The sequence below is a fragment of the Luteimonas marina genome, from assembly GCF_007859325.1.
Lineage (GTDB): Bacteria > Pseudomonadota > Gammaproteobacteria > Xanthomonadales > Xanthomonadaceae > Luteimonas > Luteimonas marina.
The window spans coordinates 48,845-72,804 of sequence record NZ_VOHK01000009.1 but is presented as its reverse complement, the minus strand read 5'-3'; the positions used below and the strand labels follow the sequence as shown (position 1 = coordinate 72,804).

The window sequence follows — 23,960 nt, the reverse complement described above, 5'->3', positions numbered from 1 at the left end:
TGCCCGCCGCCCGGAAGGGGGGGCGTCGAGCGGACCGGACCGTGCGATCCGGCCCGGCAGCGGCCGCACGCGGGTTCGAGGCGGGATTTCTCCCTTCGGTCGAAATGACAGGCGCTTGATGATGGGCCTTGGCCCCGTCCCGGCGTCGCCTGAACACCAGCGACAGGCCGCTATTGATAGCGTCCGGCCCCTCCGCCAGACTTCGCCCATGAAACGACTGCTCCCGGCTTGCGCCGCCGCCTGCCTCCTGCTGCTGTCCGCCTGCGGCTTCCACCTGCGCGAGGCGCTGGTGCTGCCGCCGGACATGGGCCAGGTACGGGTGACCGCGCGCGATCCCTACAGCCCGCTGACGCAGTCGCTGGAGCGCGCGCTCGACCGCGCCGGCGCGAGCGTCGCCGAGTCCGATGGCGAGTCCGACGTCGAGGGCCGGCTGGCGACGCTGGCGATCCGCTCCGAGCACTGGGCCTCGACGCCGCTGAGCATCGACCAGTTCGGCCGCGCGCAGGAATACACCCTGCGCTACGCGGTGGTGTTCGCGCTGATCGACGCCAACGGCGACGAGATCGTGCCGCAGCAGGCGGTCGAGCTGTCGCGCGACTACATCTCGGTGCCGACCGATTCCACCGGCACCGACACCGAGCGCGAGCTGCTGGGCCGCGAGCTGCAGCGCGAGATGACCGCGTCGATCCTGCGCCGCATCGATGCGGCCACGCGCGAGCTCCGGCAGGCCGCGCAATGAGCGGATGGAACTGAAGCCCGAACGCCTCGCCGCGCAACTCGCCGCCGAACCGCTGCGGCCGGCCTACCTCGTCGCCGGACCCGAGGCCCTGCTGGTGCTGGAAGCCGCGGACGCCATCCGCGTCCGCGCCCGCGACACCGGCTTCGGCGAGCGCGAGGTGTTCGACGCCGACGGTCGCGACTTCGACTGGAACGCGCTCGACGCCACCTTCCGCGCGCCGAGCCTGTTCTCCGCCCAGCGTCTCATCGAACTGCGCCTGCCCACCGGCAAGCCGGGCAAGGACGGCGCCGCGGTCATCGCCGACTACTGCGCCAACCCGCCCGGCGACGTCGTCCTGCTGGTCACCGCCGGCGACTGGGGCCGCCAGCACGGCGGCAAGTGGAGCGAGGCGATCGCGAAGATCGGGCACCTCGTGCTGGCGCCGCAGATCCGCCCGCACGAACTCGAAGGCTGGCTGGAGGCGCGCCTGCGCCAGCGCGGCGTGCGCGCCGACCGCGGCGCGGTGCAGCGCCTGGCCGAACGCGTGCAGGGCAACCTGCTGGCCGCGGCGCAGGAAGTCGACAAGCTCGCGCTGCTGGCCGAAGGCGGCACGCTCGATGCCGCGCGCATGGACGCGCTGGTCGCCGACGCCGCCCGCTACGACGTGTTCCGCCTGGTCGACGCCGCGCTCAACGGACAGCCGGCGCTGGCGGCGCGCATGCTCGCCGGCCTGCGCGCCGAGGGCGGCGTGGTGCCGGCGCTGATGGGCATGGTGGCGATGGAGCTCAACCGCGTCGCCGCGCTGGCGCGGGTGCAGGCGCGCGGCGGCAACCTCGCCGCCGAGTTCAAGGCGCAGCGGGTCTGGGATTCGAAGCAGGCGGTGTACCGGCGCGCGCTGTCGCGGCATCCGGCCCCGCGCTGGGACCGCTTCGTGGCGATGGCCGGCGGCGTCGACCGCATCGCCAAGGGCCGCGTGCGCGTGGGCGAGGAGCCCGCGGACGCCTGGCTGGCGCTGGAGCGGCTGCTGGTCGCGGTGGCCGAGCCCAGGGCCGCCGGGCTGGTGGCCTGATGCGACCGGGAATCGGGAGTCGGGAGTCGGGAATGGAAAAGACATCGTCATCCCGGCGAAAGCCGGGATCCATTTTGATCCTGGCATTCAACAGCCACGGCAACGGCAAAATGGATCCCGGCTTTCGCCGGGATGACGGAGCTGGCTTTCGCCGGGATGACGACGGCGGCCCGCGCCGGGCTGGCGGAACCGGCTGAAATCCGTGTCCACCAGCCCCTTCATCCCCGATTCCCTGCTCGTCTTCTACGGCGGCACCTTCGACCCCGTGCACAACGGCCACCTCGCGATCGCGCGCGACGCGCGCGATGCGCTGGGCTGCGCGATCCGCTTCATGCCCGCGGCCGATCCGCCGCACCGCGCGCCGCCGGGCGCGGATGCCGCGCAGCGCGCCGAAATGCTGGCGCTGGTGCTCGACGGCGAGCCCGGCCTGCAGCTGGACCTGCGCGAACTGCACCGCGACGGCCCCAGCTACAGCGTCGACACCCTGCGCGACCTGCGCGCCGAATACGGCGACGCCGCCCCGATCGCGCTGCTGGTCGGCGCCGACAGCCTGCTCGGCCTGCCGACCTGGCGCGAGTGGACGGTGCTGTTCGATCTCGCCCATTTCATCGTTGCCGAACGCCCGGGCAACGCCCTCGACGGCCCCCTGCCGCCCGCCCTGGCCGAGGCCACCGACGGGCGCTGGGCGGACGGCCCGCAGGCCCTGCGCGAGGCCCCGGCCGGGCGCCTGCTGCGCCTGCACCAGCCGCTGCATCCGGGCTCGGCGACCGAGGTGCGCCGCCGCATCGCCGCCGGCGAGCCCTGGCGCGATCTGGTGCCCGCCGTGGTCGCCGCCCATGTCGCCCGCCACGGCCTGTACGGCCTGCACGGGCCCGCAACCCCCGCTTCGCTATAATTTCCGCCGCAACCGCCAGAGCCATCGCCCTTGACCAGCTCCGCCCACGTCATCAAGACCCGTCTCCCGAACCCGCCGCCGCCGGCCGACGTCCTGCTCGGGACGATCCACGCCGCGCTCGACGCACTCAAGGCCAAGGACGCCGTCGAGATCGATGTCCGCGGCAAGACCAGCGTCTGCGACTACATGGTCATCGCCTCGGGCACCTCCACGCGCCACGTGAAGTCGATCGCCGACGAGGTGGTGAAGAACGCCAAGCAGCTCGACTGCCAGCCGCTGGGCGTGGAAGGCGAGCGCGAGGCCGAATGGGTGCTGGTCGACCTCGGTGACGTCGTGGTCCACGTCATGCTGCCGCGCGTGCGCGAGTTCTACGCGCTCGAGCGCCTGTGGACGGTCGGCGACCAGCCGCCGGAAGAAGTCTCCGCAACGGCGGACGAAGACCGGTCGTGACCGCCTTCCCCCCGGAGGGGAGGACCTGAAGGGATGAAGGCGCGCCTCATCGCCGTCGGCGAACGCGCCCCGGCCTGGGTGGCCGAAGGCTTCGCCGAATACCGCAAGCGCCTGTCGCACTGGCTGCCGCTGGAACTGGTCGAGGTCGAGCCCGGCCTGCGCGGCAAGGGCCGCGACGCCGCGCGCGCGATGCAGGACGAAGGCGCGCGCGTGCTCGCGGCGCTGCCGAAGAACACGCACGTCGTCGCGCTCGACGGACGCGGCCGCGCGCATTCGTCCGAGCAGCTCGCGCAGCGTCTCGAACACTGGCGCGGGCAGGGGCGAGACCTCGCCTTCCTGGTCGGCGGGCCGGAAGGGCACGCGCCCGACGTGCTGGCGCGCGCCGACGAGCCGTGGTCGCTCGGCCCGCTCACCCTGCCGCACATGCTGGTGCGGCTGGTGCTCGCCGAACAGCTGTACCGCGCCGCGGCGCTGCTGGCGAACCATCCCTACCACCGCGCCTGACGCCGCCGCCCGGGTGTCGGCCGGTTCGGGACCCGGGTCTGTCATCCCGAGCGCAGCGAGGAATCTCCTGCCCCGACGAGGCGAAGGCCGTTGCCCGCTGCGCCCGCTCTCAGCCGCGACCGAGCCTGAAGTCGATCGGCACGATGCCGATGGCCTGCACCGGCTGTCCGTCGCGCAGCGCCGGGCGGAACGTCCAGCTGCGCTGCACGTGGCGCACCGCCTCGCGGTCGAGGATGGCGTGCCCGCTGCTGCGCTCGATGCCGACCTCGAGCGGCCTGCCGTCGGCGCCGACCAGGATCCGCAGCATCACGGTGCCCTCGAGGCCGCGCTGGATCGCCGCGCGCGGATAGGCGGGCGCCGGCGCGTTCGCGTACTGCAGTTGCATGCCGATGACGGGGCCGGTGGGCTCCAGCGACGGTGCGGCGTCGGCGGCGACCGCCGCATCGGCCACCGGCTCGACGTAGGGGATGCCTTGCTCGGCCAGCACCGGCACGTCGGCCACGGGCTCCGGCGCGACGGTCTCGCGCGTCGTCGGCTGCGGGCGCGGCGGCGGCTTGACGATGTCCACGATCGGCGGCGGCAGCGTGACGGGCTGGATCGGCACGATGTCGACCACGGTGATCGACGATTTCGGCTCCGCGACCACCGGCGGCGCCGGCAGGGTCATCGGCGCGAGCAGCATCGAAAGCGCCAGCACGTTCAGCGCCAGCGTGCTGCTGATGCCGAGGATGCGGTTGAAGTCGAGGCGCGAGGACTGCGCCTTGCGGGGCGTAATGCGTGGAACGGAACGCGTCTGCTGCAACACCATGGCCCACCTCCGCTGGTTGCCGGCGGCCGGATGGCCACCCGTGTGGCTGCGAACGCGCCAGTGGCGGACGTGGGGTCGAAACCCCCGGTGGAGCCTGCGCCGCGCACTGGTGCGTGACCCGACTGCAGGCCCACGCTACGCCCGCGCGAACGGCGGGCGCAATGCGACGGAAGTCGAAGGCGCGGACGAGCCGACGGACGGTGGGCAGGCGCTGACAGTCCGCGCCATCGACACGTTTTCGTGTTCCCCGCTGTCGTCATCCCCACCTTCGCGGGGGATGACGGCAAGGGATCCAGCGGCCGCGGTATCGGCGATCAATCGCCGTCGTGGGTGCCGTCGCGTTCGGGATCGCGCTCGAGGCCGCCCTCGTCCGGGGCCGGTGGCTTCTTCCTTGCGCCCGGCTTGCGCGCGTCCTCGCGGTCGCGCGGCTGCTTTTCCGGATAGCCGGACTTGCCGTCCGGGGTGTCGCGGGGCTTGCCCATGGTCTACCTCCCGAGTTCGAACACGACGTCGAGGTTGGCGCTGAGCGTGGTTTCGCCCGGCGCCACCGGCGCCGATTCCATGCGCGCGTCCATCGCCATCGCCTTCATCACCGGCACCGGCGGCTGGAAACCGCCGCCCTCGCTGATGCTGACGATGCGGCGCACGCGCAGCCCCAGCGACTTGGCATACATGTCCGCGCGCGCCTGCGCCTGCTTCAGCGCGGCCTGGCGGGCCTCGTCGTAGACCGCCTCGGGCTGGTCGATCTCGAAGTTCGGGCCGTTGACCTGGTTGGCGCCGCTGGACACCAGCGCGTCGAGCACCTCGCCCAGCTTGCCGATGTCGCGCACCTTGATGTTCACGGTGTTGCTGGCCTGGTAGCCGGTGATCGCGGGCGGCTGGTTCTCGGCGTAGCGGTACTGCGGGTGGATGCTGATGCCGCTGGTCTGGATGTCGCGCTCGGCGATGCCGGCGGCCTTGATCGTCGCCACCACCTTGGCCATCTGCGCCGAGTTGGCCTTCAGCGCGGCGTTGGCGTCGGCGGCCTGGGTGACCACGCCGGTGGACAGGCTGGCCACGTCGGGCACGCGGCTGGCGTCGGCGCGGGCCGAGACCGAGAGCAGGGTGCCGTCGGCCGGGGCGACGGCCGGCGGGGCGGATTGCGCGTTTGCGTTGGTCATCACGATCGAACCCAGGGCGAGGACGCTGGCGAGCAGCAGGGAAGCGGGGGCGGTGCGGGACATGGCGGTCTCCGGGAGGTGCTGGGGGAAGGGTCGTCAGGTTCCGGTGAACGGCCCGTGAGCCTGAACGGGGTTACGGCGCCCCGCGCGGCCGGCGCGAGGTCCCCCGCGGGTATCCTTGCGCGATGCTGCATCTTGCCTCGCAATCGCCGCGCCGGCGCGAACTGCTGGCGCGCCTCGGCGCGACCTTCGGCATCGTCGACGTCGACGTCCCCGAACATCGCGAACCCGGCGAACCGCCGGAGGACTACGTGCGCCGCGTCGCCCGCGAGAAGGCCGGCGCCGGGCTGCTGGAGGTCGTCGCGGTCCCGGGCGCGGTGGTGCTGGGCGCCGACACCGAGGTGGTGCTCGACGACGAGGTCTTCGGCAAGCCACGCGACGCCGACGATGCCGCGGGCATGCTGCGTCGGCTGTCGGGGCGCACGCACGAGGTGATCTCGGCGGTGAGCCTGGTCTCGGCCGGGCGCGAGGCGCAGGCGGTGTCGCGCTCGCAGGTGACGTTCGCGCCGCTGGCCGACGAGGACATCGCCGCCTACGTCGCCAGCGGCGAGCCGATGGGGCGCGCCGGCGCCTACGCCATCCAGGGCGGCGCGGAGCGGTTCGTGGTGCGGCTCGACGGCAGTTTCTCCGGCGTGATGGGGCTGCCGCTGCACGAGACGGCGGGGCTGCTGCGCGGGTTCGGCGTCGAAACAGGGTTCCGGGTGGCGCGATGAGCGAAGAAATCCTCGTCAACGTCACCCCGCGCGAGACCCGTGTCGCGGTGGTCGAGAACGGCATGCTGCAGGAGCTGCACATCGAGCGCGGCTGGCGGCGCGGCGTGGTCGGCAACATCTACAAGGGCCGGGTGCAGCGGGTGATGCCCGGCATGCAGGCGGCCTTCGTCGACATCGGCCTGGAGCGCACCGCGTTCCTGCACGCCAACGACGTGGTGCGCCCGCAGTCCCCTGACTCCGACGAGTCCGACGACCAGGCGCTGCCGGTGCCGCCGCCGACGCGGCCGGTGACCGAACTGCTGCGCGACGGCCAGGAAGTGATCGTGCAGGTGGTCAAGGACCCGATCGGCAGCAAGGGCGCGCGGCTGACCACGCAGCTGAGCATTCCCTCGCGCTACCTTGTGCTGCTGCCGCAGTCGCGCGTGATCGGCGTGTCGGCGCGGATCGAGGACGAGACCGAGCGCGCGCGCCTGAAGGGGCTGGTCGCGGAACTGTCGTTGCCGGACGCCGCGCTCGGCTACATCGTGCGCACCAACGCCGAAGGCCAGCCCGCCGAGGCGCTGGGCGAGGACCTGGCCTACCTGTCGCGGGTCTGGAACATCGTCGGCAGGCGCTCGCTCGAGGCGCCGGTGCAGACCTGCATCTACGAGGACCTGAGCCTGCCGCTGCGCGCGGTGCGCGACCTGATCCGCAAGGACGTGGAGAAGGTGAAGGTCGATTCGCGCGAGACCTTCGACCGCCTGCAGGCCTTCGTCGCCAAGTACATGCCGGTGCTGGCCGAGCGCATCGAGCTGTACACCGGCAACCGCCCGATCTTCGACCTGTACGGCGTCGAGGACGAGATCCAGCGCGCGCTGGACAAGCAGGTGCCGCTGAAATCGGGCGGCTACCTGGTCATCGACCAGACCGAGGCGATGACCACGGTCGACGTCAACACCGGCTCGTTCGTCGGCCAGCGCAACCTCGAGGAGACGGTGTACCGCACCAACCTAGAGGCCGCGCAGGCGGTCGCGCGCCAGCTGCGGCTGCGCAACCTCGGCGGCATCATCATCATCGACTTCATCGACATGGTCGACGACGAACACCGCCGCCAGGTGCTGCGCACGCTGGAGAAGTCGCTGGCCAAGGACCACGCCAAGACCACGGTCTACGATTTCTCGCCGCTGGGCCTGGTGGAGATGACCCGCAAGCGCACGGTCGAGAGCCTGCAGCGCCAGCTCAGCGAGGTCTGCAACGCCTGCAGCGGCCGCGGCATGGTCAAGACGCCGGAGACGGTGACCTACGAGGTCTTCCGCGAGATCGTGCGTGCGGTGCGCCAGTTCGAGGCCGAGCGCCTGCTCGTGATCGCCTCGCCCAAGGTCGTCGCGCGCATCACCGAGGAGGAATCGACCGCGGTCGCGGAGCTGGAGGAATTCCTCGGCAAGTCGATCCGCTTCCAGGCGGACGAGCAGTACCTGCAGGAGCAGTTCGATGTCGTGCTGCTTTGAAGCCGTGATGGGTGATTCGTCATTCGTGATTCGAAGAAGCAAGAGCTCTTCACGAATCACCAATCACGAATCACCAATCACGGCGCCGTCATCGGCGCTCCTCCGATGACCACGCCCCTGCGCCGCCGCCTGCGGCTTGCGCGCCGCGGCGCGTGGTACGCGGTGGCCGTGCTGCTGGTGCTGATGGCGCTGGTCGCGGGGGCGTTGAGCCGCCTGCTGCCGCTGGCCGAGCGTCATCCCGACCGCGTCGCGGCGTGGCTGGGCGAGCGCGCCGGGCGGCCCGTGGCCTTCGACCGGCTCGACACGCAGTGGACCCGGCGCGGCCCGCTGCTGCGCTTCGACGGCCTGCGGGTCGGCGAAGGCGACGAGGCGGTGCGCATCGGCGCGGCGGAAATGCTGGTGTCGCAATATGCCGGCCTGCTGCCGGGGCGCTCGTTCACCGAACTGCGCCTGCGCGGCCTGCAACTGACCCTGGCGCGCGAGGACGACGGCCGCTGGCAGGTGCGCGGGTTGCCGGGCGACGGAGACGCGGCGGGTGATCCGTTCGCGGCGCTGGAGTCGCTGGGCGAACTGCAGGTGATCGGTGGCCGGCTGACGATCGACGCGCCGTCGCTCGGCATCGAGGCCACGCTGCCGAAGATCGACCTGCGGCTGCAGGTCGACGGCAACCGCGTGCGTTCCGCCGCGCGCGCCTGGATCAGCGAGGCGGCGCAGCCGCTCGACCTCGCGGTCGACATCGATCGCCGCCGCGGCGACGGCCACGCCCATGCCGCGGCGATGCGCGCGGACCTGGCGGCCTGGGCGCCGCTGCTGCAGTTTGCCGGCGTCGGCGCGGAAGCGGGCCAGGGCCGGGCGCAGGTGTGGCTGGACCTGCGCGGGAAGCGGGTGACGCGCGTCATCGCCGACGCCGCGCTGTCGGGTGTCGCGCTGCGCGGCACGCCGGTCGCGCCAGGGCGTGCACCGCCGCGCATGCGCTTCGAACAGCTGGAAGCGAAGGCGCGCTGGCAGCTGGATGGCGACGGCTGGCGCGTCGACGCGCCGCGGCTGCGCATCGGCAGCGAGGGCGCGCCGCAGGTGCTCGACGGCCTGGCGATGGCCGGCGGACGCCGGTTCGCGCTGCGCGCCGCGCGCATCGACGCCGGCCCGCTGGTCGCCGCGCTGGCACTGGGCGACCGCCTCGACCCGGGGCTGCGCAACTGGCTGCTCGGCGCCGTGCCGGATGCGTCGATGCGCGACATCGTCCTCACCCGCGATGCCGATGGCCGCCTGCGCGCGCGCGCGCGGGTCGAGGCGCTGCGCTTCGCCACGATCGGCGATACGCCGGGCCTCGACGGCCTCGCCGGCACGCTGTCGGGCGACGAACACGGCTTCCGCTTCGAACCCGATCCGGCCGCGGTGGTCCGCTTCGACTGGCCTTCGGGCTTCGGCCAACCGCATCCGGTCACGCTGCGCGGCGACGTCGTCGGCTGGCGCGAAGGCGCGGGCCTGCGCATCGGCACGCCCGCGCTGCGCGTGGACGGCGAGGGCTACGCCGCCGACGTGCGCGGCGGGATGTGGTTCCAGAACGACGGCACGCGCCCGTTCATCGACCTCGCCGCGACCCTGGACGAGGCGCAGGTGCCGGTCGCCCGGCGCTTCTGGGTGCGCCACCTGATGCCCGACGCGGCCGAGCGCTGGCTCGACGAGGCCCTGGTCGCCGGGCGCGTGCGCAACGGGCGCGCCCTGATCGTCGGCGACCTCGACGACTGGCCCTTCAGCACGCGCCAGCAGAAGCAGCACGCCGGCCTGTTCCACGCCGACGCGCGGCTGGCCGACGGCGTGGTCCGGTTCCAGCCCGACTGGCCGGCGGTGGATCATCTGGAAGGCGACGTCGCCTTCGTCAACGACGGCTTCTCGGTGAAGGGGCGCGGGGCGATCGCGGGCGTCGAGGTCAGGGCGATCGAGGCCGACCTCGCGCACTACGGCCGGGCCGAGCTGAACGTCCGCGCGTCCGCGGGCGGCGACGCCGGGAAACTGCTGTCGCTGCTGCGCCAGAGCCCGCTGCGCAAGGGCATCGAGGACACGCTCGACAGCCTGTCGGCCAGCGGGCCGGTGGCGGCGACGTTCGCGATGACGCTGCCGCTGCACGGCGGCGACGCGAAGCCGAAGCCCGCGCTGTCCGGTGAAGTGGAACTGGACGGCGCGACGCTGGCCGATGCGCGCTGGAAGCTCGCCTTCGAACAGGTCCGCGGGCGCGCGCGCTACGACCGCCACGGCTTCGACGGCAATGGCCTGTCCGCGGTGCGCGACGGTCGCCCGGGCACGCTCTCGCTGCGCGCGGGCGAGGGCCACGTGCGCGCTGCCGCGTCCGCGTTCGAGGCCGATCTCGATGCCGCGCTGACCGCGGACGACCTGCTGCAGCATGCGCCCGGGCTGGGCTGGCTGGCGCCGCACATCCGCGGCCAGTCGCAGTGGCGGGTGGGCGTGGCGGTCGCGAAGGCGTCGCGGGCCGCGGCCGGCCCGGCGACGACGCGGCTGCAGCTGCGCTCCAGCCTCGCCGGCACCGCGCTCGACCTGCCCGAACCGCTGCAGAAGCCGGCGTCGGCGACGCTGCCGACCACGATCACCACGACGCTGCCGCTGGACGGCGGCGAGGTCGACGTCGATCTCGGCGGACGGCTCGCCCTGCGCGCGCGCACGACCTCGGCGGGCACCGGCGTGCGCGTCGCGCTCGGCGCCTCGCGGGTGGCCGAGGCGCCGCCCGCCTCGGGACTGGTGGCCAGCGGCCGCACGCCGGTGCTCGATGCGATGGCCTGGGCCACGCTCGCGTCCGGCGGCAGCGGCGGTGACGATGGACTGCCGCTGCGCAGCCTCGACGTGAGCGCCGCGCAGCTCAAGCTGCTCGGCACCCGCTTTGCGGACACGCGCCTGGTCGCCGCGCAGACGCCCGGCGGCACCGAGATCCGCTTCGAGGGCGAGGCGATCGCCGGCACGCTGCAGGTGCCGCGCGACGCGCGCGTCGCGGTCAGCGGCCACTTCGCGCGGCTGCACTGGCAGGTCCCCGAACCGCTGGCGGGCGCGCCCGCGTCCACGCCCGCGCCGGAGCAGGCCGGCGAGACGGTCGATCCGGCGAAGGTGCCGCCGCTGCAGCTCGACATCGACGATTTCCGCTTCGGCGCGCTTGCGCTCGGCAAGCTCGCGCTGCGCACGCGGCCGACGGCGGACGGGCTGGAGATCGTGCAGCTGCAAGCGCGCTCGCCGACCCAGCAGCTCGAGGCCAGCGGTGCCTGGACCGGGCGCGGCAATGCGGCGCGCACGCGGCTGCAGGTCGACGCGGACAGCCGCGATTTCGGCGAGCTGATGGCGGGCCTGGGCTTCGGCAAGAGCATCGACGGCGGCACCGGCACCCTGCGCTTTTCCGCGCAGTGGCCGCGCGGCCCGGGGGATTTCGCGCTCGGCACCATGCACGGCGAACTGTCGCTGGCGATCAAGGACGGCCGCCTGGTGGAGGTGGAGCCGGGCGCGGGGCGTGTGCTGGGGCTGCTCAGCGTCGCCCAGCTGCCGCGCCGGCTGATGCTGGACTTCCGCGATTTCTTCTCGAAGGGCTTCGCCTTCGACCGCGTCGGCGGCCGCGTGCGCTTCGCCGCGGGCGCCGCGCGCAGCGACGACATGGTGATCGACGGGCCGGCGGCGGAAATCCGCATGCGCGGTCGCAGCGACCTGCGCGCGCAGACCCACGACCAGACCATCGAGGTCCTGCCCAAGACCGGCAACCTGCTGCCGGCGGTGGGCGCGATCGCCGGCGGGCCGGTGGGCGCGGCGGTCGGCGCGGTCGCCAACGCGATGCTGAAGCGGCCGCTGGGCGAGATGGGCGCGAAGACCTATCGCGTCACCGGACCGTGGAAGGATCCGAAGGTCGAGGTGCTCGACCATGCCGCCGCGCCGCAGGCCGCCGCCGCGCGCGGGGCCGCGGTACCTGCGCGCGAGCAGTGACCGGCGGACTTGCGATCCCCGCCACAAGCCCCAGACTTGGCCGCATGAACGATCCGCAGACCGCACTCACCGTCGCGCAATCCCGCCTGCTGCTGCCCGCCGGCCTCGACGCGCACCAGCTCGACCGCATGTTCGGCACCCTGCTGGGCCCGGGCGTCGATTTCGGCGACCTGTATTTCCAGCATTCGCGGCGCGAGAGCTGGAGCGTCGAGGACGGCATCGTCAAGGACGGCGCGCATTCGATCGAGCAGGGCGTGGGCGTGCGCGCGATCAGCGGTGAGAAGACCGGCTTCGCCTATTCCGACGACATCAATGGCGAGGCGCTGCTGGAAGCGGCGCGCTCGGCGCGGGCGATCGCGCGCGACGGGACCTCGCAGGCGCCGCAGGCGCTGGCGGTGGGGCAGGGGCGCGCGCCCGCGGCGGCCGCGCTGTATCCGGCGCACGATCCGGTCGACGCGCTCGGCAACGCCGCCAAGGTCGAGGCGCTGCGCCGCGTCGACCGCGCGCTGCGCGCCGCCGATCCGCGCGTGAAGCAGGTGATGGTCGGCCTCACCGGCGGCGTGGACACGGTGCTGGTCGCGCGCAGCGACGGCGTGCTTGCCGCCGACGTGCGCCCGCTGGTGCGGCTCAACGTGCAGGTGATCGTCGAACAGGACGGACGCCGCGAGAGCGGCTATGCCGGCTACGGCGGGCGCTACACCTACGAGGAACTGCTCGGCGACGGCAAGCCCGAGCGTTTCGCGCGCGAGGCGCTGCGCCAGGCGCTGGTGAACCTCGAGGCGATCGACGCGCCGGCCGGCAGCATGCCGGTGGTGCTCGGCAATGGCTGGCCGGGCGTGCTGCTGCACGAGGCCGTCGGCCACGGCCTGGAGGGCGACTTCAACCGCAAGGGCACGTCCACCTACGCCGGCCGCATGGGCCAGCGCGTTGCCGCGCCCGGCGTGACCATCGTCGACGACGGCACGCTGCCCGGCCGCCGCGGCTCGCTCAACGTCGACGACGAGGGCACGCCGACGCGCTGCACCACGCTGATCGAGGACGGCGTGCTCACCGGCTACATGCAGGACACGCTCAACGCGCGGCTGATGGGCGTCGCGCCGACCGGCAACGGCCGCCGCGAGTCCTTCGCGCACCTGGTGATGCCGCGCATGACCAATACCTACATGCTCGCCGGCACGCACGAGCGCGAGGAGATGATCCGCTCGGTCAAGCGTGGCCTGTACGCGGTGAACTTCGGCGGCGGCCAGGTCGACATCACCAGCGGCAAGTACGTGTTCTCCGCGACCGAGGCCTACCTGATCGAGGACGGCCGGATCACCGCGCCGGTCAAGGGCGCGACCCTGATCGGCAACGGCCCGGAGACGATGCAGCGGGTGACGATGGTCGGCAACGACCTCGCGCTGGACGAGGGCGTGGGCACCTGCGGCAAGGACGGGCAGAGCGTGCCGGTGGGCGTGGGCCAGCCGTCGCTGCTGATCTCGCAGATCACGGTGGGCGGGACAAAGGCTTGAAGGCCGTGATTGGTGATGGGCTGTTCGTGATTCGGAGAAGCGGGCCAGCCGTCGCGCTTGCCGGCGCGTCTGAAACTCCCCGTCATTCCAGCGAAAGCTGGAATCCATGTTGCCCTTGTGCCTTTGAACGGAAGCGCGAAAAGCGAAAATGGATTCCAGCTTCCGCTGGAATGACGGGGTCAGCGGGCGTCGGGCCCTTCCGCGTCGGCGCCATCGTCGCCTTCGGACGATCCGCCCAGCAGGTCCCGGATCTCCCGGAACAATTCCCGGAATGCCCGCGGCGGCCTGTTGCGGTTGCGTTCCTCGACCGCGTTGCGCGCCAGCTGCCGCAGTTTCTGCCGGTCGGCCTGCGGGAATTCACCCAGCAGTTCCGCCAGCGCGCCGTCGCCTTCGTCGATCAGGCGCTCGCGCCAGCGTTCGGCGCGGTGGAGCAGGGCGGTTTCCTGCTTCGCCGCCTCGCCGCCGGCGTCGAGCGCGTCGCGGATCGCGTCCAGCGCCTCGTCGTCCTCGCGCCGCATCTGCTTGGCCAGGAACGCCAGCTGGCGCTTGTGGGCGATGTGCGAGGTGATGCGCTTCGCTTCGGCGACGTGCGGCAGCAGGTGTTCGGGCACCGGCAGCTTCGCCAGCCGGCCCGGCTCCAGCGCGACCAGCCGCGCGGCCAGCGCCAGCACGTCCAGCGCTTCGCGGCGCTGCTGGCTGCGGCTGGGCGACAGGAACTCGCCGGTGTCCTCGTCCTTTCCTCTCATCGCATCAGGATAAGCCATTGAACAGCGTTGCCGTGACCGCCGCCGACGACAGCCGCGAGCGGCTCGACCGCCTCGAGGCGCTGGCCGCGCGCCTGCTCGACGCCTGCCGCGCGCAGGGCGCCAGCCAGGCCGAGGTCTCGTGCTCGGAGGAACGCGGGCTCAGCGTGAACGTGCGCATGGGCGAGGTGGAGACGGTCGAGTCCACGCGCGACCGCGGCATCGGCGTCACCGTCTACTTCGGAAAGCGCAAGGGCAGCGCCAGCACCGCCGACCTGCGCGAATCCAGCCTCGAGGCCACCGTGGCCCAGGCCTGCGCGATCGCGAAGTTCACCGAGGACGACGCCGCGGCGGGCCTCGCCGACGCCGACCTGATGGCGCGGCCCGGACCGGACGGCTGGCCCGACTTCGACGACTGGCATCCCTGGGCGCTGGACGCCGAGCGCGCGGTCGACATCGCGCTCGCCTGCGAGGCCGCCGGACGCGATGCCGACGCGCGCATCGCCAACTCCGACGGCGCCTCGACCAGCACCAGCACGTCGCTGAGCGTGTATGCCAACTCGCACGGCTTCGTCGGCAGCGAGCGCGGCAGCCACCACAGCATCGGCTGCGCCCTGATCGCCGGCAGCGGCGAGGACATGCAGCGCGATGGCTGGTACAGCATCGCGCTGGCCGAAGCCGACCTCGAGCGTCCGGCCGCGATCGGCCGCAAGGCCGCGCAGCGCACGCTGGCGCGGCTGCAGCCGCGCCCGGTCGCGACCGGCGAGTATCCGGTGCTGTTCCCGGCGGAGATGGCGCGTTCGCTGGTCGGCCACCTGCTCGGCGCGGTGTCCGGCGGCGCGCTGTACCGGCGCGCCAGCTTCCTGCTCGACAGCGCCGGCACGCGGATCTTCCCGGACTGGCTGTCGATGCACGAGAACCCGTTCCTGGTGCGCGGCCTGCGCTCGGCGGCCTGGGACAGCGAGGGCGTGGCCACGCGCGCTTCCGCGCTGGTCGAGGACGGCGTGCTGCAGCGCTACGTGCTCGGCAGCTATTCGGCGCGCAAGCTCGGGCTGCAGACCACGGCCAACGCCGGCGGCGTGCACAACCTCGAAGTCCGCGCGAATGCCGGCGGCTTCGACGACCTGGTGCGCGGCATGGGCCGCGGCCTGGTGGTCACCGAACTGATGGGGCAGGGCGTCAATGCCGTGACCGGCGACTACTCGCGCGGCGCGGCGGGGTTCCTGGTCGAGAACGGCGGGATCGTGCATCCGGTGGACGGGATCACCATCGCCGGCAACCTGCGTGACATGTTCGCCGCGATCGAGGCGGTGGGCGGCGACGTCGACCCGCGCTCGCACATCCGCACGGGATCGATCCTGCTGGGGCGGATGACGGTGGCCGGCGGCGATTGAAGGTATGCTAGCCGGCGACCGTGCGGGGGCAGGCGCCGGCGTACGGAAACATTCATTTCAACCAACCGGGGAAGGCGACATGAACGACACCAATCCGATCCACGGCGGCGAAGCCAGCCAGGACGACCGCACGGTCGCGATGCTGACCCACCTGTCCGGCATCATCCTCGGCTTCATCGTGCCGCTGGTGGTGTGGCTGATCAACAAGGACAAGGCGGACAAGGGTTTCCTGACCGGCCAGTCCAAGGAAGCGCTGAACTTCCAGATCACGCTGCTGTTCGGCTACATCATCGGCATCATCCTGTCGGTGATCCTGATCGGCGCGCTGCTGAACTTCATCCTCTGGATCGTCTGCATCATCTTCAGCATCATCGCCGGGCTCGCCGCCAACAAGGGCGAGAACTACCGCTATCCGTTCGCGATCCGGCTGATCAGCTGAGTCACGTGCCGGCGCGCAATCGCGCGCCGGCATTTTGCAGGCGCGCCTTCAGGACTCCGGCGGGGGCCAAAGGTCACTGGTGCTTCCGGCGGGTTGAGTTCCCTGCGCGCGGCCGCATCATCGTTCCTGCGCCGGACGGTTTCCGGCCGGAGTTGGACGATGAATGCCATGCTGCATCGTGAAGACGCTTCCCTGGCCGATCGCCAGTGGGCCGCCGGGGCGCACGTCGCCGCGCTGGCCCTCGCGCTGCTGACCAGCTGGACGGCCGGTTTCGCCGGCATGCTCGCCGCTGGCGTGATCTACCTGCTCAAGCGCGACGACGCGCCCTTCGCCGCCGAACACGCGCGCGAGGCGTTCAACTTCAACCTCAGCATGTTCCTGTATGCCTGCGCGGTGTGCGTGGCCGGCTTCCTGCTGCTGGGCGCGACCGTGCTGACCCTGGGCATCGGCCTGATCGTCACCCTGCCGGCGGGCCTGGTGCTGCTGGCAGCGGTCGCGGCGATCGCGGTGATGTGGCTGGTGTGCAGCATCATCGCCACGATCAAGGCCTGGAACGGCGAGCAGTACCGCTACCCGCTGACGCTGCGGTTGCTTTGATCCCGGGATTGCCGTAGGTCGGGGCTACGCCCCCGACGCTGCAAGCCCTGTCGATCAACCGCAAAGACGCTGGATCCCCGCCTGCGCGGGGATGACGGGAGTGCTAGTGATCGCGCTCGATCGCGCGGCTGCCGAGGGCGGCGAGCGGCGCGGTATCGCCTCCGCATCCGGCGAGCGCGTCGTCCATGTGCTGTGCGAGCGTGCGCAGGCGCGCGCGCGAGGCGTCCAGCCCGATCAGGGCCGGGAAGGTGGCCTTGTCCTGCGCCGCGTCCTTGCCGGCGGTCTTGCCGAGCGTGGCGCTGTTGCTTTCGACGTCGAGCAGGTCGTCGCGGATCTGGAAGGCGAGGCCGAGCGCGTCGGCGAAATCGTCCAGCGCGCGCCGCGTCGCGGCGTCGGCACCGGCCGCGATCGCGCCCAGCCGCACCGCGGCGCGCAGCAGGGCGCCGGTCTTCAGTGCGTGCAGGCGTTCCAGCGAGTCCAGCGTGATCGATCCCGCGCCGGTCGCAGCAAGGTCGAAGGCCTGGCCACCGCACATGCCGGCGGCGCCGGACGCGGTCGCCAGTTCGGCCAGCATCGCCACGCGCCGCGCGTCGGGCAGCGCGGACTGCGCGAGCACGGAGAACGCCAGCGCCTGCAGCGCATCGCCGGTGAGGATCGCGGTGGCCTCGTCGAACGCGACGTGCACGGTCGGCTGGCCGCGGCGCAGGGCGTCGTCGTCCATGGCCGGCAGGTCGTCGTGCACCAGCGAATAGGCGTGGACCAGTTCCACCGCGGCGGCCGGTGCGTCCAGCGCTTCTTCCGAGGCGCCGCAGGCGTGTCCGGCCGCGTACGCGAGCAGGGGTCGCATGCGCTTGCCGCCGAGCAGCACGGCGTGGCGCATCGCGGCGAGCAGGCGTGGTTCGGTGCCTTCGACGCCGTCGAGCGCTGCGGCGAGCGCGGCGTCGGCGCGGGTGCGCCAGCGGGTCAGTCGCGCCTGGACGTCGTGGTCGCGGGGATCAGGCGTCGCCATCGGCGGCGCCGGGGAAGGGTTCGGCCTTGTCAGGCGCATCGGGATCGGTGAGCAGGCGCACGCGCAGTTCCGCCTGCTCCAGCGCCTGCTGGCAGCGCCGGTACAGGCCGACGCCGCGCTCGTATGCGGCCAGCGATTCCTCCAGGCTCATCTCGCCGTGCTCCATCTTCTCGACCAGTTGTTCGAGCTGGTCGAGCGAAGTCTCGAAATCGGCGACGGCAGGTGTCTCGGCGGCGGGCTTCTTGGCCATGCGCGAAGTGTAAGCCAGCGACGCGCGCAGGTCAGGTCGCGGCGAGGCCCGACCAGTGCAGGCGACGACCGGTCGCGCGCAGCCAGGCATCGAATCCGGCGGAGAAGGCGAGGTGGCCGGCGGCAAGCACCGTTCCTTCGCGGTCGCAGAGCAGCGGCAGGCGCGCGCGGATCCAGGGCGGCACGCCGAGGTCCTGCAGCACGTGCTTGAGTGCGTGCGAATGCCGGCGGCCCGGCAGCGTGATGCGTTCGCCGCCCGTGCGCGCGTGGACGACGAACGGCGTCGCGATGCCTGCCGCGGCATCTGCCCCGGAGCCGCCGTCGGCGGGCTGGACGATGTCCAGCGCCAGCGTGCCGCCGCCCGGCCATGGCAGCGGCATCGCGCCATCCCAGCCGATGCGCACGCCGGCGGGCGCGGGCGGCAGCACCGGCCCGGCCCAGAGCAGGTCCCGCCAGCGGCGGACGACGGCGCCGCGCCATGCGAATTCGGCGGCCTCTCCCGGCGCGTTGCCGAGCAACTGCCGCACGATCCGCGCGACGCCCTCCGCCGGTAGCGGCGGCAGCCCGGCCTCGTCCAGCCACTGGCGCAGCACGCGCGCCTGTCGTGCCCCCGGCAGGGAGGCAAGCGGCGCCACCTGCAGGCAGCGCGGGTCCAGCGTCCGCGCCACGGCGAGCGCCTGCGCGTCGGCTTCCGAGAGCAGGCCGGCGGCTTCGCGCTGCAGGCCGGCGGCGCGCGCGAACGCGGCGTCGGCCTGCGGCCAGCGCGCGTGCAGCGTCGGCATCACGTGCAGGCGCAGGAAGTTGCGGTCGTGCGCATCGTCCCCGTTGGACGGATCCTCGATCCAGCGCAGTCCGTGTGCCAGCGCGTGGTCGCGCAGCGCCTGCCGCGGCACGTCGAGCAGCGGGCGCCACAGCCAGCCGCGCCCGAACCGGCGCCATGCGCGCATCGCGGCCAGTCCATCGACGCCGGAGGCGCGCAGCGCGCGCAGCAGGAAGGTTTCGGCCTGGTCGTCGCGGTGGTGCGCGAGCGCCAGCACTTCGCCGTTGGCCAACGCGCTTTCGAACGCGGCGTGGCGCGCGCCGCGCGCCGCGGCTTCGAGTCCGTCGCCGTCGCGGGCGACGCGCACGCGGACGACGTCGAGGGGAACGTCGAGCGCCGCGCAGGCTTGCGCGCAATGCGCCGCCCACGCATCGGCGTCGTCGTGCAGGCCGTGGTGGACGTGGATCGCGCGCAGGCCGCGCGCGCGCAGCGCGGCGTCGCCGGCCAGGCGCTGCAGCAGGACGGTGGAATCGAGGCCGCCGCTGTAGCCGACCAGCAGCGGCGCGTTCGCTGCGGCCGGCGCGTCGTCCGGCCACGTGAGCGGGAAGGTCATGGCGACATGGCGTGGCGAGGCGTCGCGCGGCTCCGCGTCCGCGCGCAGCAGGCGTTCACTCGGTCTCGATGCGGATGCCGCCGATCACGCCGGCGGGGTCGGGCTTCCTGATGATCATGGTCGTTCCCCCGGAAATCCGCCGGTCGCGGACGGGACGATTCTAGAGAACAAGTCGTCATCCCGGCGAAAGCCGGGATCCAGTTCTCCGGCAAGTTGCTGAAAAAGCTTGATCCCGGCTTTCGCCGGGATGACGGGCAGAAGCGACTCGGTCGGCGGTGCCCTGGCCTCGGCGGCGTCCCCGGGCACGGGCAAGGCGGTTGATCCGAGGGATCAGGCGTTCTCGTAAGCGCCGTAGCCGCGCAGCCGCTGGTAGCGCCGCTCCAGCAGGTCCGGGATCGGCAGGCCGTCGAGCGCGTCGAGTTCGTTGAGCAGCACGGTCTTGAGCCGGATCGCGGTCTGGCGCGGGTTGCGGTGGGCGCCGCCGATCGGTTCGCGCATCACCTTGTCGACCAGCTTCAGTTCGCGCAGGCGCTTCGCGGTGAGGCCGAGCTGCTCGGCGGCGTCGCGCGCCTTGCCCGCGTCCTTCCACAGGATCGAGGCGCAGCCCTCGGGCGAGATCACCGAGTAGGTGCTGTATTCGAGCATGAGGGTGCGGTCGCCGACGCCGATGGCGAGCGCGCCGCCGGAGCCGCCTTCGCCGATCACGGTGCAGATGATCGGCGTCTTCAGCTCGGCCATCTCCATCAGGTTGCGGGCGATGGCCTCGGACTGGCCGCGCTCCTCGGCGCCGATGCCGGGGTAGGCGCCGGGGGTGTCGATGAAGGTCAGCAGCGGCAGCCTGAAGCGCTCGGCCAGCTTCATCAGGCGCAGCGCCTTGCGGTAGCCCTCGGGGCGCGGCATGCCGAAGTTGCGGCGCACCTTGGATTTCGTGTCGCGGCCCTTCTGGTGGCCGATGATCACCACCGGGCGGCCGTCGATGCGGCCGAGGCCGCCGACGATCGCCGGGTCGTCGGCGTAGGCGCGGTCGCCGGCCAGCTCCTCGAACTCGTCGCAGAACACCTTGATGTAGTCCAGGGTGTAGGGCCGCATCGGGTGCCGCGCCAGCTGCGAGACCTGCCAGGGGCTGAGGTCGCGGAAGATGTGCGCGGTGCGCTTGCGCAGCTTGTCCTGCAGCGCGTGGATCTCGGCGTCGATGTTCACCGCCGGGCCGCTGCTGGCCTGGCGCAGTTCGTGGATCTTGGCCTCGAGGTCGGCAATGGGTTGTTCGAAGTCGAGGTAGTTCGGATTCATGCCCGGGACTGCTGCGGGGAAGCGCGCAGTCTAGCCGACGGCGGCTCGAACCACCGTACCCGGGCGTGCGGTCGGGGATGGCGGCGCGGGGCCCTCAGGGGGCGGCGCAATCGGCTGCCTGTGCGCCAGGCGCGGCGCACAGGCGGGCCGCGACGCGGTCCAGATAGCTTTTCACCGAAGGCGTGGGCGGTTCGACGGCGGCCAGCAGGTGCCGTGCGCGGCGCAGGGCCTCGGCGGCGCCGTTCGTGTCGCCGCCGGCCAGCCGCGCCGCGGACAGCGTGGCCCAGGCGCTGGCGTGGCGGCCGCTGGGCCCGGTGTACACGCGGTCGGCCATTTCGGCGCCGCGCAGGGCGGTCTCGAGCGCGGTCGCGGTGTCGCCGGCCTCGGCCGACAGCCGCGCGACATTGCCCAGGCCGACGACGAGGCTGGGATGATCGCCCTTGAACATCCGTTCGCGCATTGCCAGCGATTGCCGGTACAGCGCGAGCGCGCCGTCGCTGTCGTCCATGTCCTCGGCCAGCTGGCCGCGGTTGCCGAGCACGATCGCCAGGTCCGGGCTGCCGGCGGGGAACAGCGATTCGAGCTCCGCCTGCGCCTGCCGGTACAGCTGGTCCGAGCGCGCGTGTTCGCCCTTCTCGTGCGCGACCTGGGCGAGGTTCGACAGCAGGTTGGCGTGGTCGGTGCCCGCCTCGCCGCCATCGTGCGAGGCGCGCCAGATCTCCAGCGTCCGCTGCAGCATCGCGTCGGCCTCGTCATAGCGGTCCTGGGTCATGAACAGCATGCCGAGGTTGTTGACCAGGTAGAGGTAGACCGGGTCCTTGCGCAGTCCCGCGCGCTCGCAGCGCGCGATGCCGTCGTGGTACAGCGCGATGGCCTCGTCGATGCGGCCCTGCTCGTGGCGCAGCCCGGCCAGGCCCTCGACGACGCGGATCGTGCGCACGTCGTCGCGACCGAACACCGCCTCGCTTTCCTGCCGCGCGCGTTCGAGCTGGGTTTCCGCCTGCTCCAGGCGATAGCGGCTGACCATGCTGTAGCCGATGCCGAAGCGGACCTCCGCCGACAGGTCGGGGCGGCCGGGGAAATGTCCGTCGATGCGTTCGGCGGCGCCGTCCAGCGCCTGGCTGAGGGTGAGCTCGCCGCCGCTGTTGAACGGGTCGGACATCGACAGCACGTCCATCAGGAAGGCGTTGACCTGGCGCATGTCGTCGGCCGCGCGCGCGGCCTGCCGCGCCTGCCATGCCGCGATGCCGGCTGCGCCCAGGATCGCGAGCGTGGCGAACGTGGCGAGCGCGGTGCCCAGCCGATGGCGGCCGACGAACTTGCGCAGGCGGTAGGTGGCGGAATCGGGATGCGCCAGCACCGGCCGGCCGTCGAGGTGGCGGCGGATGTCGTCGGCGAGCTCCTGCGCCGAGCCGTAGCGGCGCTCGACGTCCTTGTGCATGGCCCTGGCGACGATGCGCTCGAGGTCGCCGTCCAGTCCCGCCATCCGGCGGCGGCGCTCGGCATCGTCGAGCGGCGCCGAGCGCAACGCGTCGCGCAGGGCGCGGGGCCGGGTATCGCAGATGGTGCGTTCGGCCTGCGCCGGGCTGAGCCCGGCCAGCTCGTACGGGCGGATGCCGGAGGTCAGCTGGTACAGGATCACGCCCAGCGAATACACGTCCGAACGCGTGGTGGTCGGCTCGTGCCGCACCTGTTCGGGACTGGCGTAGGCGGGCGTCATCGCGGTCAGCGAGGTGACCAGGTGTTCCGCGGATCCGGTCTCGCCCGCGTCGAGCATGCGCGCAATGCCGAAATCGAGCAGGCGCGGCTCGCCGTCGGCGCCGACCAGGATGTTCTCCGGCTTCAGGTCGCGGTGCACGATCAGGTGGCGATGCGCTTCCTGCACGCCGTCGCAGACCTTGCGGAACACGCGCAGGCGCGCCTCGACATCGAGGCCGTTGCGGTCGCAGTGGTCGATCAGCGAGATCCCGTCGACGTACTCCATCGCCAGCCAGGGCAGTCCCGACGCGGTGGTGCCGCCGTCGAGGATACGGGCGATGTTGGGGTGTCCCAGCCGGGCGAGCAGGGTGCGTTCGTTCTCGAAGCGGGCGATCAGCTGTGCGCGGAACGCGGCGTTCGCGCCCAGGTGCAGCGGGCGGATCAGCTTGACCGCGACCTGTTGGTCGTAGGCGTCGTCGGCGCGCTGGGCGAGATAGACCACGCCCATGCCGCCGCTGTCGATGCGGCTGGCCAGGCGGTAGTTGCCGATGCGTTCCCCGAGCTGCGGGAAACCGTCGGGCTCCGGTGCCGCCGCCGGCTGTTCCAAGAAGTCGCCGATCCCGGCTTCCGCGTCGAGCAGGCGCATCACGCGAAGATGCAGCCATTCCGGCAGCGCCTGTGCGTCGAGCCATGCGCGGCGTTCGTCGGCGGGCTGGTCGAGCGCGCGCTCGAACCATTGCAGCACTGCGCCCTCGGTGGATGGGTTCATTCCGGTTCCCGGCACCGGCAGAGATCGTGCCGACGTCGCGACGCTAGCAAAAGTGCGGCGCCTTGCCCACGTGCGCGGCGTCCGCGGCCGTTGCTAGACTTGCCGCCGTGAGCGGGGAATTCACGCAATGGCTTGCGGACTGGCGGCAGGGCGACCTGTCCGCGCGCGATCGCCTGGTCGATGCGCTCTATCCCGAGCTGCGCGCGATCGCGCAGCGCCAGATCGGCGGCGAACGCGCCGGGCACACGCTGCAGGCGACCGCACTGGTCAACGAGGCCTACCTGCGCCTGAGCGGCCTGGATCGCATCGAGTGGCGCGACCGCGTTCATTTCGTGCACATGGCCGCGAGGGTGATGCGCGAGGTGCTGGTCGACCACGCCCGGCGGCGATCGGCGCACAAGCGTGATGGCGGCGAGCGGGTGTCAATCACCAGCATCGACCTTGCCGACGGCAGTGGCGACGACATCGACGTCGCCGCGCTGGACGGTGCGCTGGTCGCGCTCGAGCGCTTCGACGCCGAGAAGGCGAAGATCGTCGAACTGCGCTACTTCGGCGGCCTGACCATCGAGGAAACCGCCGCGGCGCTGGACAGTTCCCCGGCCACGGTCAAGCGCCACTGGCAGGTCGCGCGCAGCTGGCTGTTCGAGGCTCTGGCGGATCAGCGCTGACCAGGCCTGGCGCAGGCGCTCGAACGGCGTGCGGTAGTCCTGGTTCATGGCATCGACCCGGCGGCGGTCGCGTCGCCGCCCGTGCGCCGCAGCAGCAGCGCCAGCAGGCGTTCGAGCCGCACCTGCGGCCACTGCCGCTCGAGCGCCCGCAGCAGCAGGCGTTCGGCGCGGCGGACGTCGTGTTCGCCGGCGCTACCGGCGATGCGCGCATAGAGCTCGCGCCGGGTGGCGCATGGCGGGCGGGTGCGGTCGAGCATGCGGAGGTCCCCCTGGAAGCGGCCGTGCGGGCCGTTTACCCGACAAGGCGCGGATTCCGGCCGGATCGGCTCACGCCGGGCGCCTGCCGCCTGCGTGAGCCGGTTTCGCGGCGTCCTGCGCCTGGAA

23 protein-coding genes are annotated in these 23,960 nt (G+C 72.4%); 13 read left to right on the top strand and 10 right to left on the bottom strand.

All coding sequences use genetic code 11. The features are described from left to right. Positions 1-208: 208 nt before the first annotated feature. From FQY83_RS16765 to rlmH, 5 genes are all read left to right on the top strand, one after another. Entirely contained in the window at positions 209-739 is a 531-nt protein-coding gene (locus FQY83_RS16765; RefSeq protein ID WP_146389262.1) for an LPS-assembly lipoprotein LptE, read from the top strand. A gap of 4 nt (positions 740-743) precedes the next feature. Beyond that, positions 744-1,787: a DNA polymerase III subunit delta gene (gene holA / locus FQY83_RS16760; protein ID WP_146389260.1), complete on the top strand. Its 1,044-nt coding sequence runs from the start codon at positions 744-746 to the stop codon at positions 1,785-1,787. Between the two features lie 202 nt (positions 1,788-1,989). Further along, on the top strand, positions 1,990-2,682 hold the full coding sequence (gene nadD, locus FQY83_RS16755; RefSeq protein WP_238333537.1) for a nicotinate-nucleotide adenylyltransferase: 693 nt from the start codon (positions 1,990-1,992) through the stop codon (positions 2,680-2,682). Positions 2,683-2,712: 30 nt separating this feature from the next. Continuing rightward, positions 2,713-3,132: a ribosome silencing factor gene (rsfS, locus tag FQY83_RS16750; RefSeq protein ID WP_146389258.1), complete on the top strand. Its 420-nt coding sequence runs from the start codon at positions 2,713-2,715 to the stop codon at positions 3,130-3,132. Positions 3,133-3,165: 33 nt separating this feature from the next. Beyond that, a complete protein-coding gene (rlmH, locus tag FQY83_RS16745) occupies positions 3,166-3,636 on the top strand; it encodes a 23S rRNA (pseudouridine(1915)-N(3))-methyltransferase RlmH (RefSeq protein ID WP_146389256.1) in 471 nt (156 codons plus the stop codon). Positions 3,637-3,745: 109 nt separating this feature from the next. On the opposite strand, the gene FQY83_RS16740 is transcribed toward rlmH, so the two are convergent. The 3 genes from FQY83_RS16740 to FQY83_RS16735 all read right to left on the bottom strand — a co-directional run bounded on the left by FQY83_RS16740 (position 3,746) and on the right by FQY83_RS16735 (position 5,667). Further along, positions 3,746-4,444 (bottom strand): energy transducer TonB, encoded by a 699-nt coding sequence (locus FQY83_RS16740; protein WP_146389254.1) that lies wholly within the window; start codon positions 4,442-4,444, stop codon positions 3,746-3,748. A 314-nt stretch (positions 4,445-4,758) separates the two neighbouring features. Continuing rightward, positions 4,759-4,926, bottom strand: coding sequence for a hypothetical protein (locus FQY83_RS17660; RefSeq protein WP_158636545.1), 168 nt, complete (start codon positions 4,924-4,926; stop codon positions 4,759-4,761). A gap of 3 nt (positions 4,927-4,929) precedes the next feature. Continuing rightward, entirely contained in the window at positions 4,930-5,667 is a 738-nt protein-coding gene (locus FQY83_RS16735) for an SIMPL domain-containing protein (RefSeq protein WP_146389252.1), read from the bottom strand. A 122-nt stretch (positions 5,668-5,789) separates the two neighbouring features. Between FQY83_RS16735 and FQY83_RS16730 the strand changes: the two genes are divergently transcribed. The 4 genes from FQY83_RS16730 to tldD all read left to right on the top strand — a co-directional run bounded on the left by FQY83_RS16730 (position 5,790) and on the right by tldD (position 13,347). Then, positions 5,790-6,377: a Maf family protein gene (locus tag FQY83_RS16730; protein ID WP_146389250.1), complete on the top strand. Its 588-nt coding sequence runs from the start codon at positions 5,790-5,792 to the stop codon at positions 6,375-6,377. Continuing rightward, positions 6,374-7,864, top strand: a complete 1,491-nt coding sequence (gene rng / locus FQY83_RS16725; RefSeq protein WP_146389248.1) for a ribonuclease G — start codon at positions 6,374-6,376, stop codon at positions 7,862-7,864. Before FQY83_RS16730 ends, rng begins: the two co-directional genes overlap by 4 nt. Before the next feature lie 105 nt (positions 7,865-7,969). Continuing rightward, positions 7,970-11,836, top strand: a complete 3,867-nt coding sequence (locus FQY83_RS16720) for a YhdP family protein (RefSeq protein WP_146389246.1) — start codon at positions 7,970-7,972, stop codon at positions 11,834-11,836. A gap of 44 nt (positions 11,837-11,880) precedes the next feature. Continuing rightward, the gene (tldD, locus tag FQY83_RS16715) at positions 11,881-13,347 is read left to right on the top strand and encodes a metalloprotease TldD (RefSeq protein ID WP_146389244.1); all 1,467 of its coding nucleotides are present in this window, start codon (positions 11,881-11,883) and stop codon (positions 13,345-13,347) included. Between the two features lie 179 nt (positions 13,348-13,526). On the opposite strand, the gene yjgA is transcribed toward tldD, so the two are convergent. Further along, positions 13,527-14,093 carry a ribosome biogenesis factor YjgA gene (gene yjgA, locus FQY83_RS16710; RefSeq protein ID WP_146389313.1) on the bottom strand — a complete coding sequence of 189 codons (567 nt, stop codon included), beginning with the start codon at positions 14,091-14,093 and terminating at the stop codon, positions 13,527-13,529. Between the two features lie 17 nt (positions 14,094-14,110). On the opposite strand from yjgA, the gene pmbA reads away from it, so the two are divergent. The 3 genes from pmbA (at position 14,111) to FQY83_RS16695 (ending at position 16,520) form a co-directional block, all read left to right on the top strand. Continuing rightward, on the top strand, positions 14,111-15,484 hold the full coding sequence (gene pmbA / locus FQY83_RS16705; RefSeq protein ID WP_146389242.1) for a metalloprotease PmbA: 1,374 nt from the start codon (positions 14,111-14,113) through the stop codon (positions 15,482-15,484). Between the two features lie 79 nt (positions 15,485-15,563). Further along, the gene (locus FQY83_RS16700; protein ID WP_146389240.1) at positions 15,564-15,923 is read left to right on the top strand and encodes a DUF4870 domain-containing protein; all 360 of its coding nucleotides are present in this window, start codon (positions 15,564-15,566) and stop codon (positions 15,921-15,923) included. Between the two features lie 159 nt (positions 15,924-16,082). Next, positions 16,083-16,520, top strand: coding sequence for a DUF4870 domain-containing protein (locus FQY83_RS16695; RefSeq protein WP_146389238.1), 438 nt, complete (start codon positions 16,083-16,085; stop codon positions 16,518-16,520). Between the two features lie 103 nt (positions 16,521-16,623). Here the strand turns inward: FQY83_RS16695 and FQY83_RS16690 are convergent, their stop codons facing one another. From FQY83_RS16690 to FQY83_RS16670, 5 genes are all read right to left on the bottom strand, one after another. Then, a complete protein-coding gene (locus FQY83_RS16690; protein ID WP_146389236.1) occupies positions 16,624-17,529 on the bottom strand; it encodes a farnesyl diphosphate synthase in 906 nt (301 codons plus the stop codon). Continuing rightward, positions 17,516-17,779, bottom strand: coding sequence for an exodeoxyribonuclease VII small subunit (locus tag FQY83_RS16685; protein WP_146389234.1), 264 nt, complete (start codon positions 17,777-17,779; stop codon positions 17,516-17,518). Before FQY83_RS16685 ends, FQY83_RS16690 begins: the two co-directional genes overlap by 14 nt. A gap of 31 nt (positions 17,780-17,810) precedes the next feature. Next, positions 17,811-19,151, bottom strand: a complete 1,341-nt coding sequence (tilS, locus tag FQY83_RS16680; protein WP_146389232.1) for a tRNA lysidine(34) synthetase TilS — start codon at positions 19,149-19,151, stop codon at positions 17,811-17,813. A gap of 330 nt (positions 19,152-19,481) precedes the next feature. After that, a complete protein-coding gene (locus FQY83_RS16675; protein ID WP_146389230.1) occupies positions 19,482-20,441 on the bottom strand; it encodes an acetyl-CoA carboxylase carboxyltransferase subunit alpha in 960 nt (319 codons plus the stop codon). A 94-nt stretch (positions 20,442-20,535) separates the two neighbouring features. Next, the gene (locus FQY83_RS16670; RefSeq protein ID WP_146389228.1) at positions 20,536-22,908 is read right to left on the bottom strand and encodes a serine/threonine-protein kinase; all 2,373 of its coding nucleotides are present in this window, start codon (positions 22,906-22,908) and stop codon (positions 20,536-20,538) included. Between the two features lie 107 nt (positions 22,909-23,015). On the opposite strand from FQY83_RS16670, the gene FQY83_RS16665 reads away from it, so the two are divergent. Further along, positions 23,016-23,576, top strand: coding sequence for a sigma-70 family RNA polymerase sigma factor (locus FQY83_RS16665; RefSeq protein ID WP_146389226.1), 561 nt, complete (start codon positions 23,016-23,018; stop codon positions 23,574-23,576). A gap of 44 nt (positions 23,577-23,620) precedes the next feature. On the opposite strand, the gene FQY83_RS16660 is transcribed toward FQY83_RS16665, so the two are convergent. Then, positions 23,621-23,833, bottom strand: coding sequence for a hypothetical protein (locus FQY83_RS16660; protein WP_146389223.1), 213 nt, complete (start codon positions 23,831-23,833; stop codon positions 23,621-23,623). Positions 23,834-23,960: the final 127 nt, after the last annotated feature.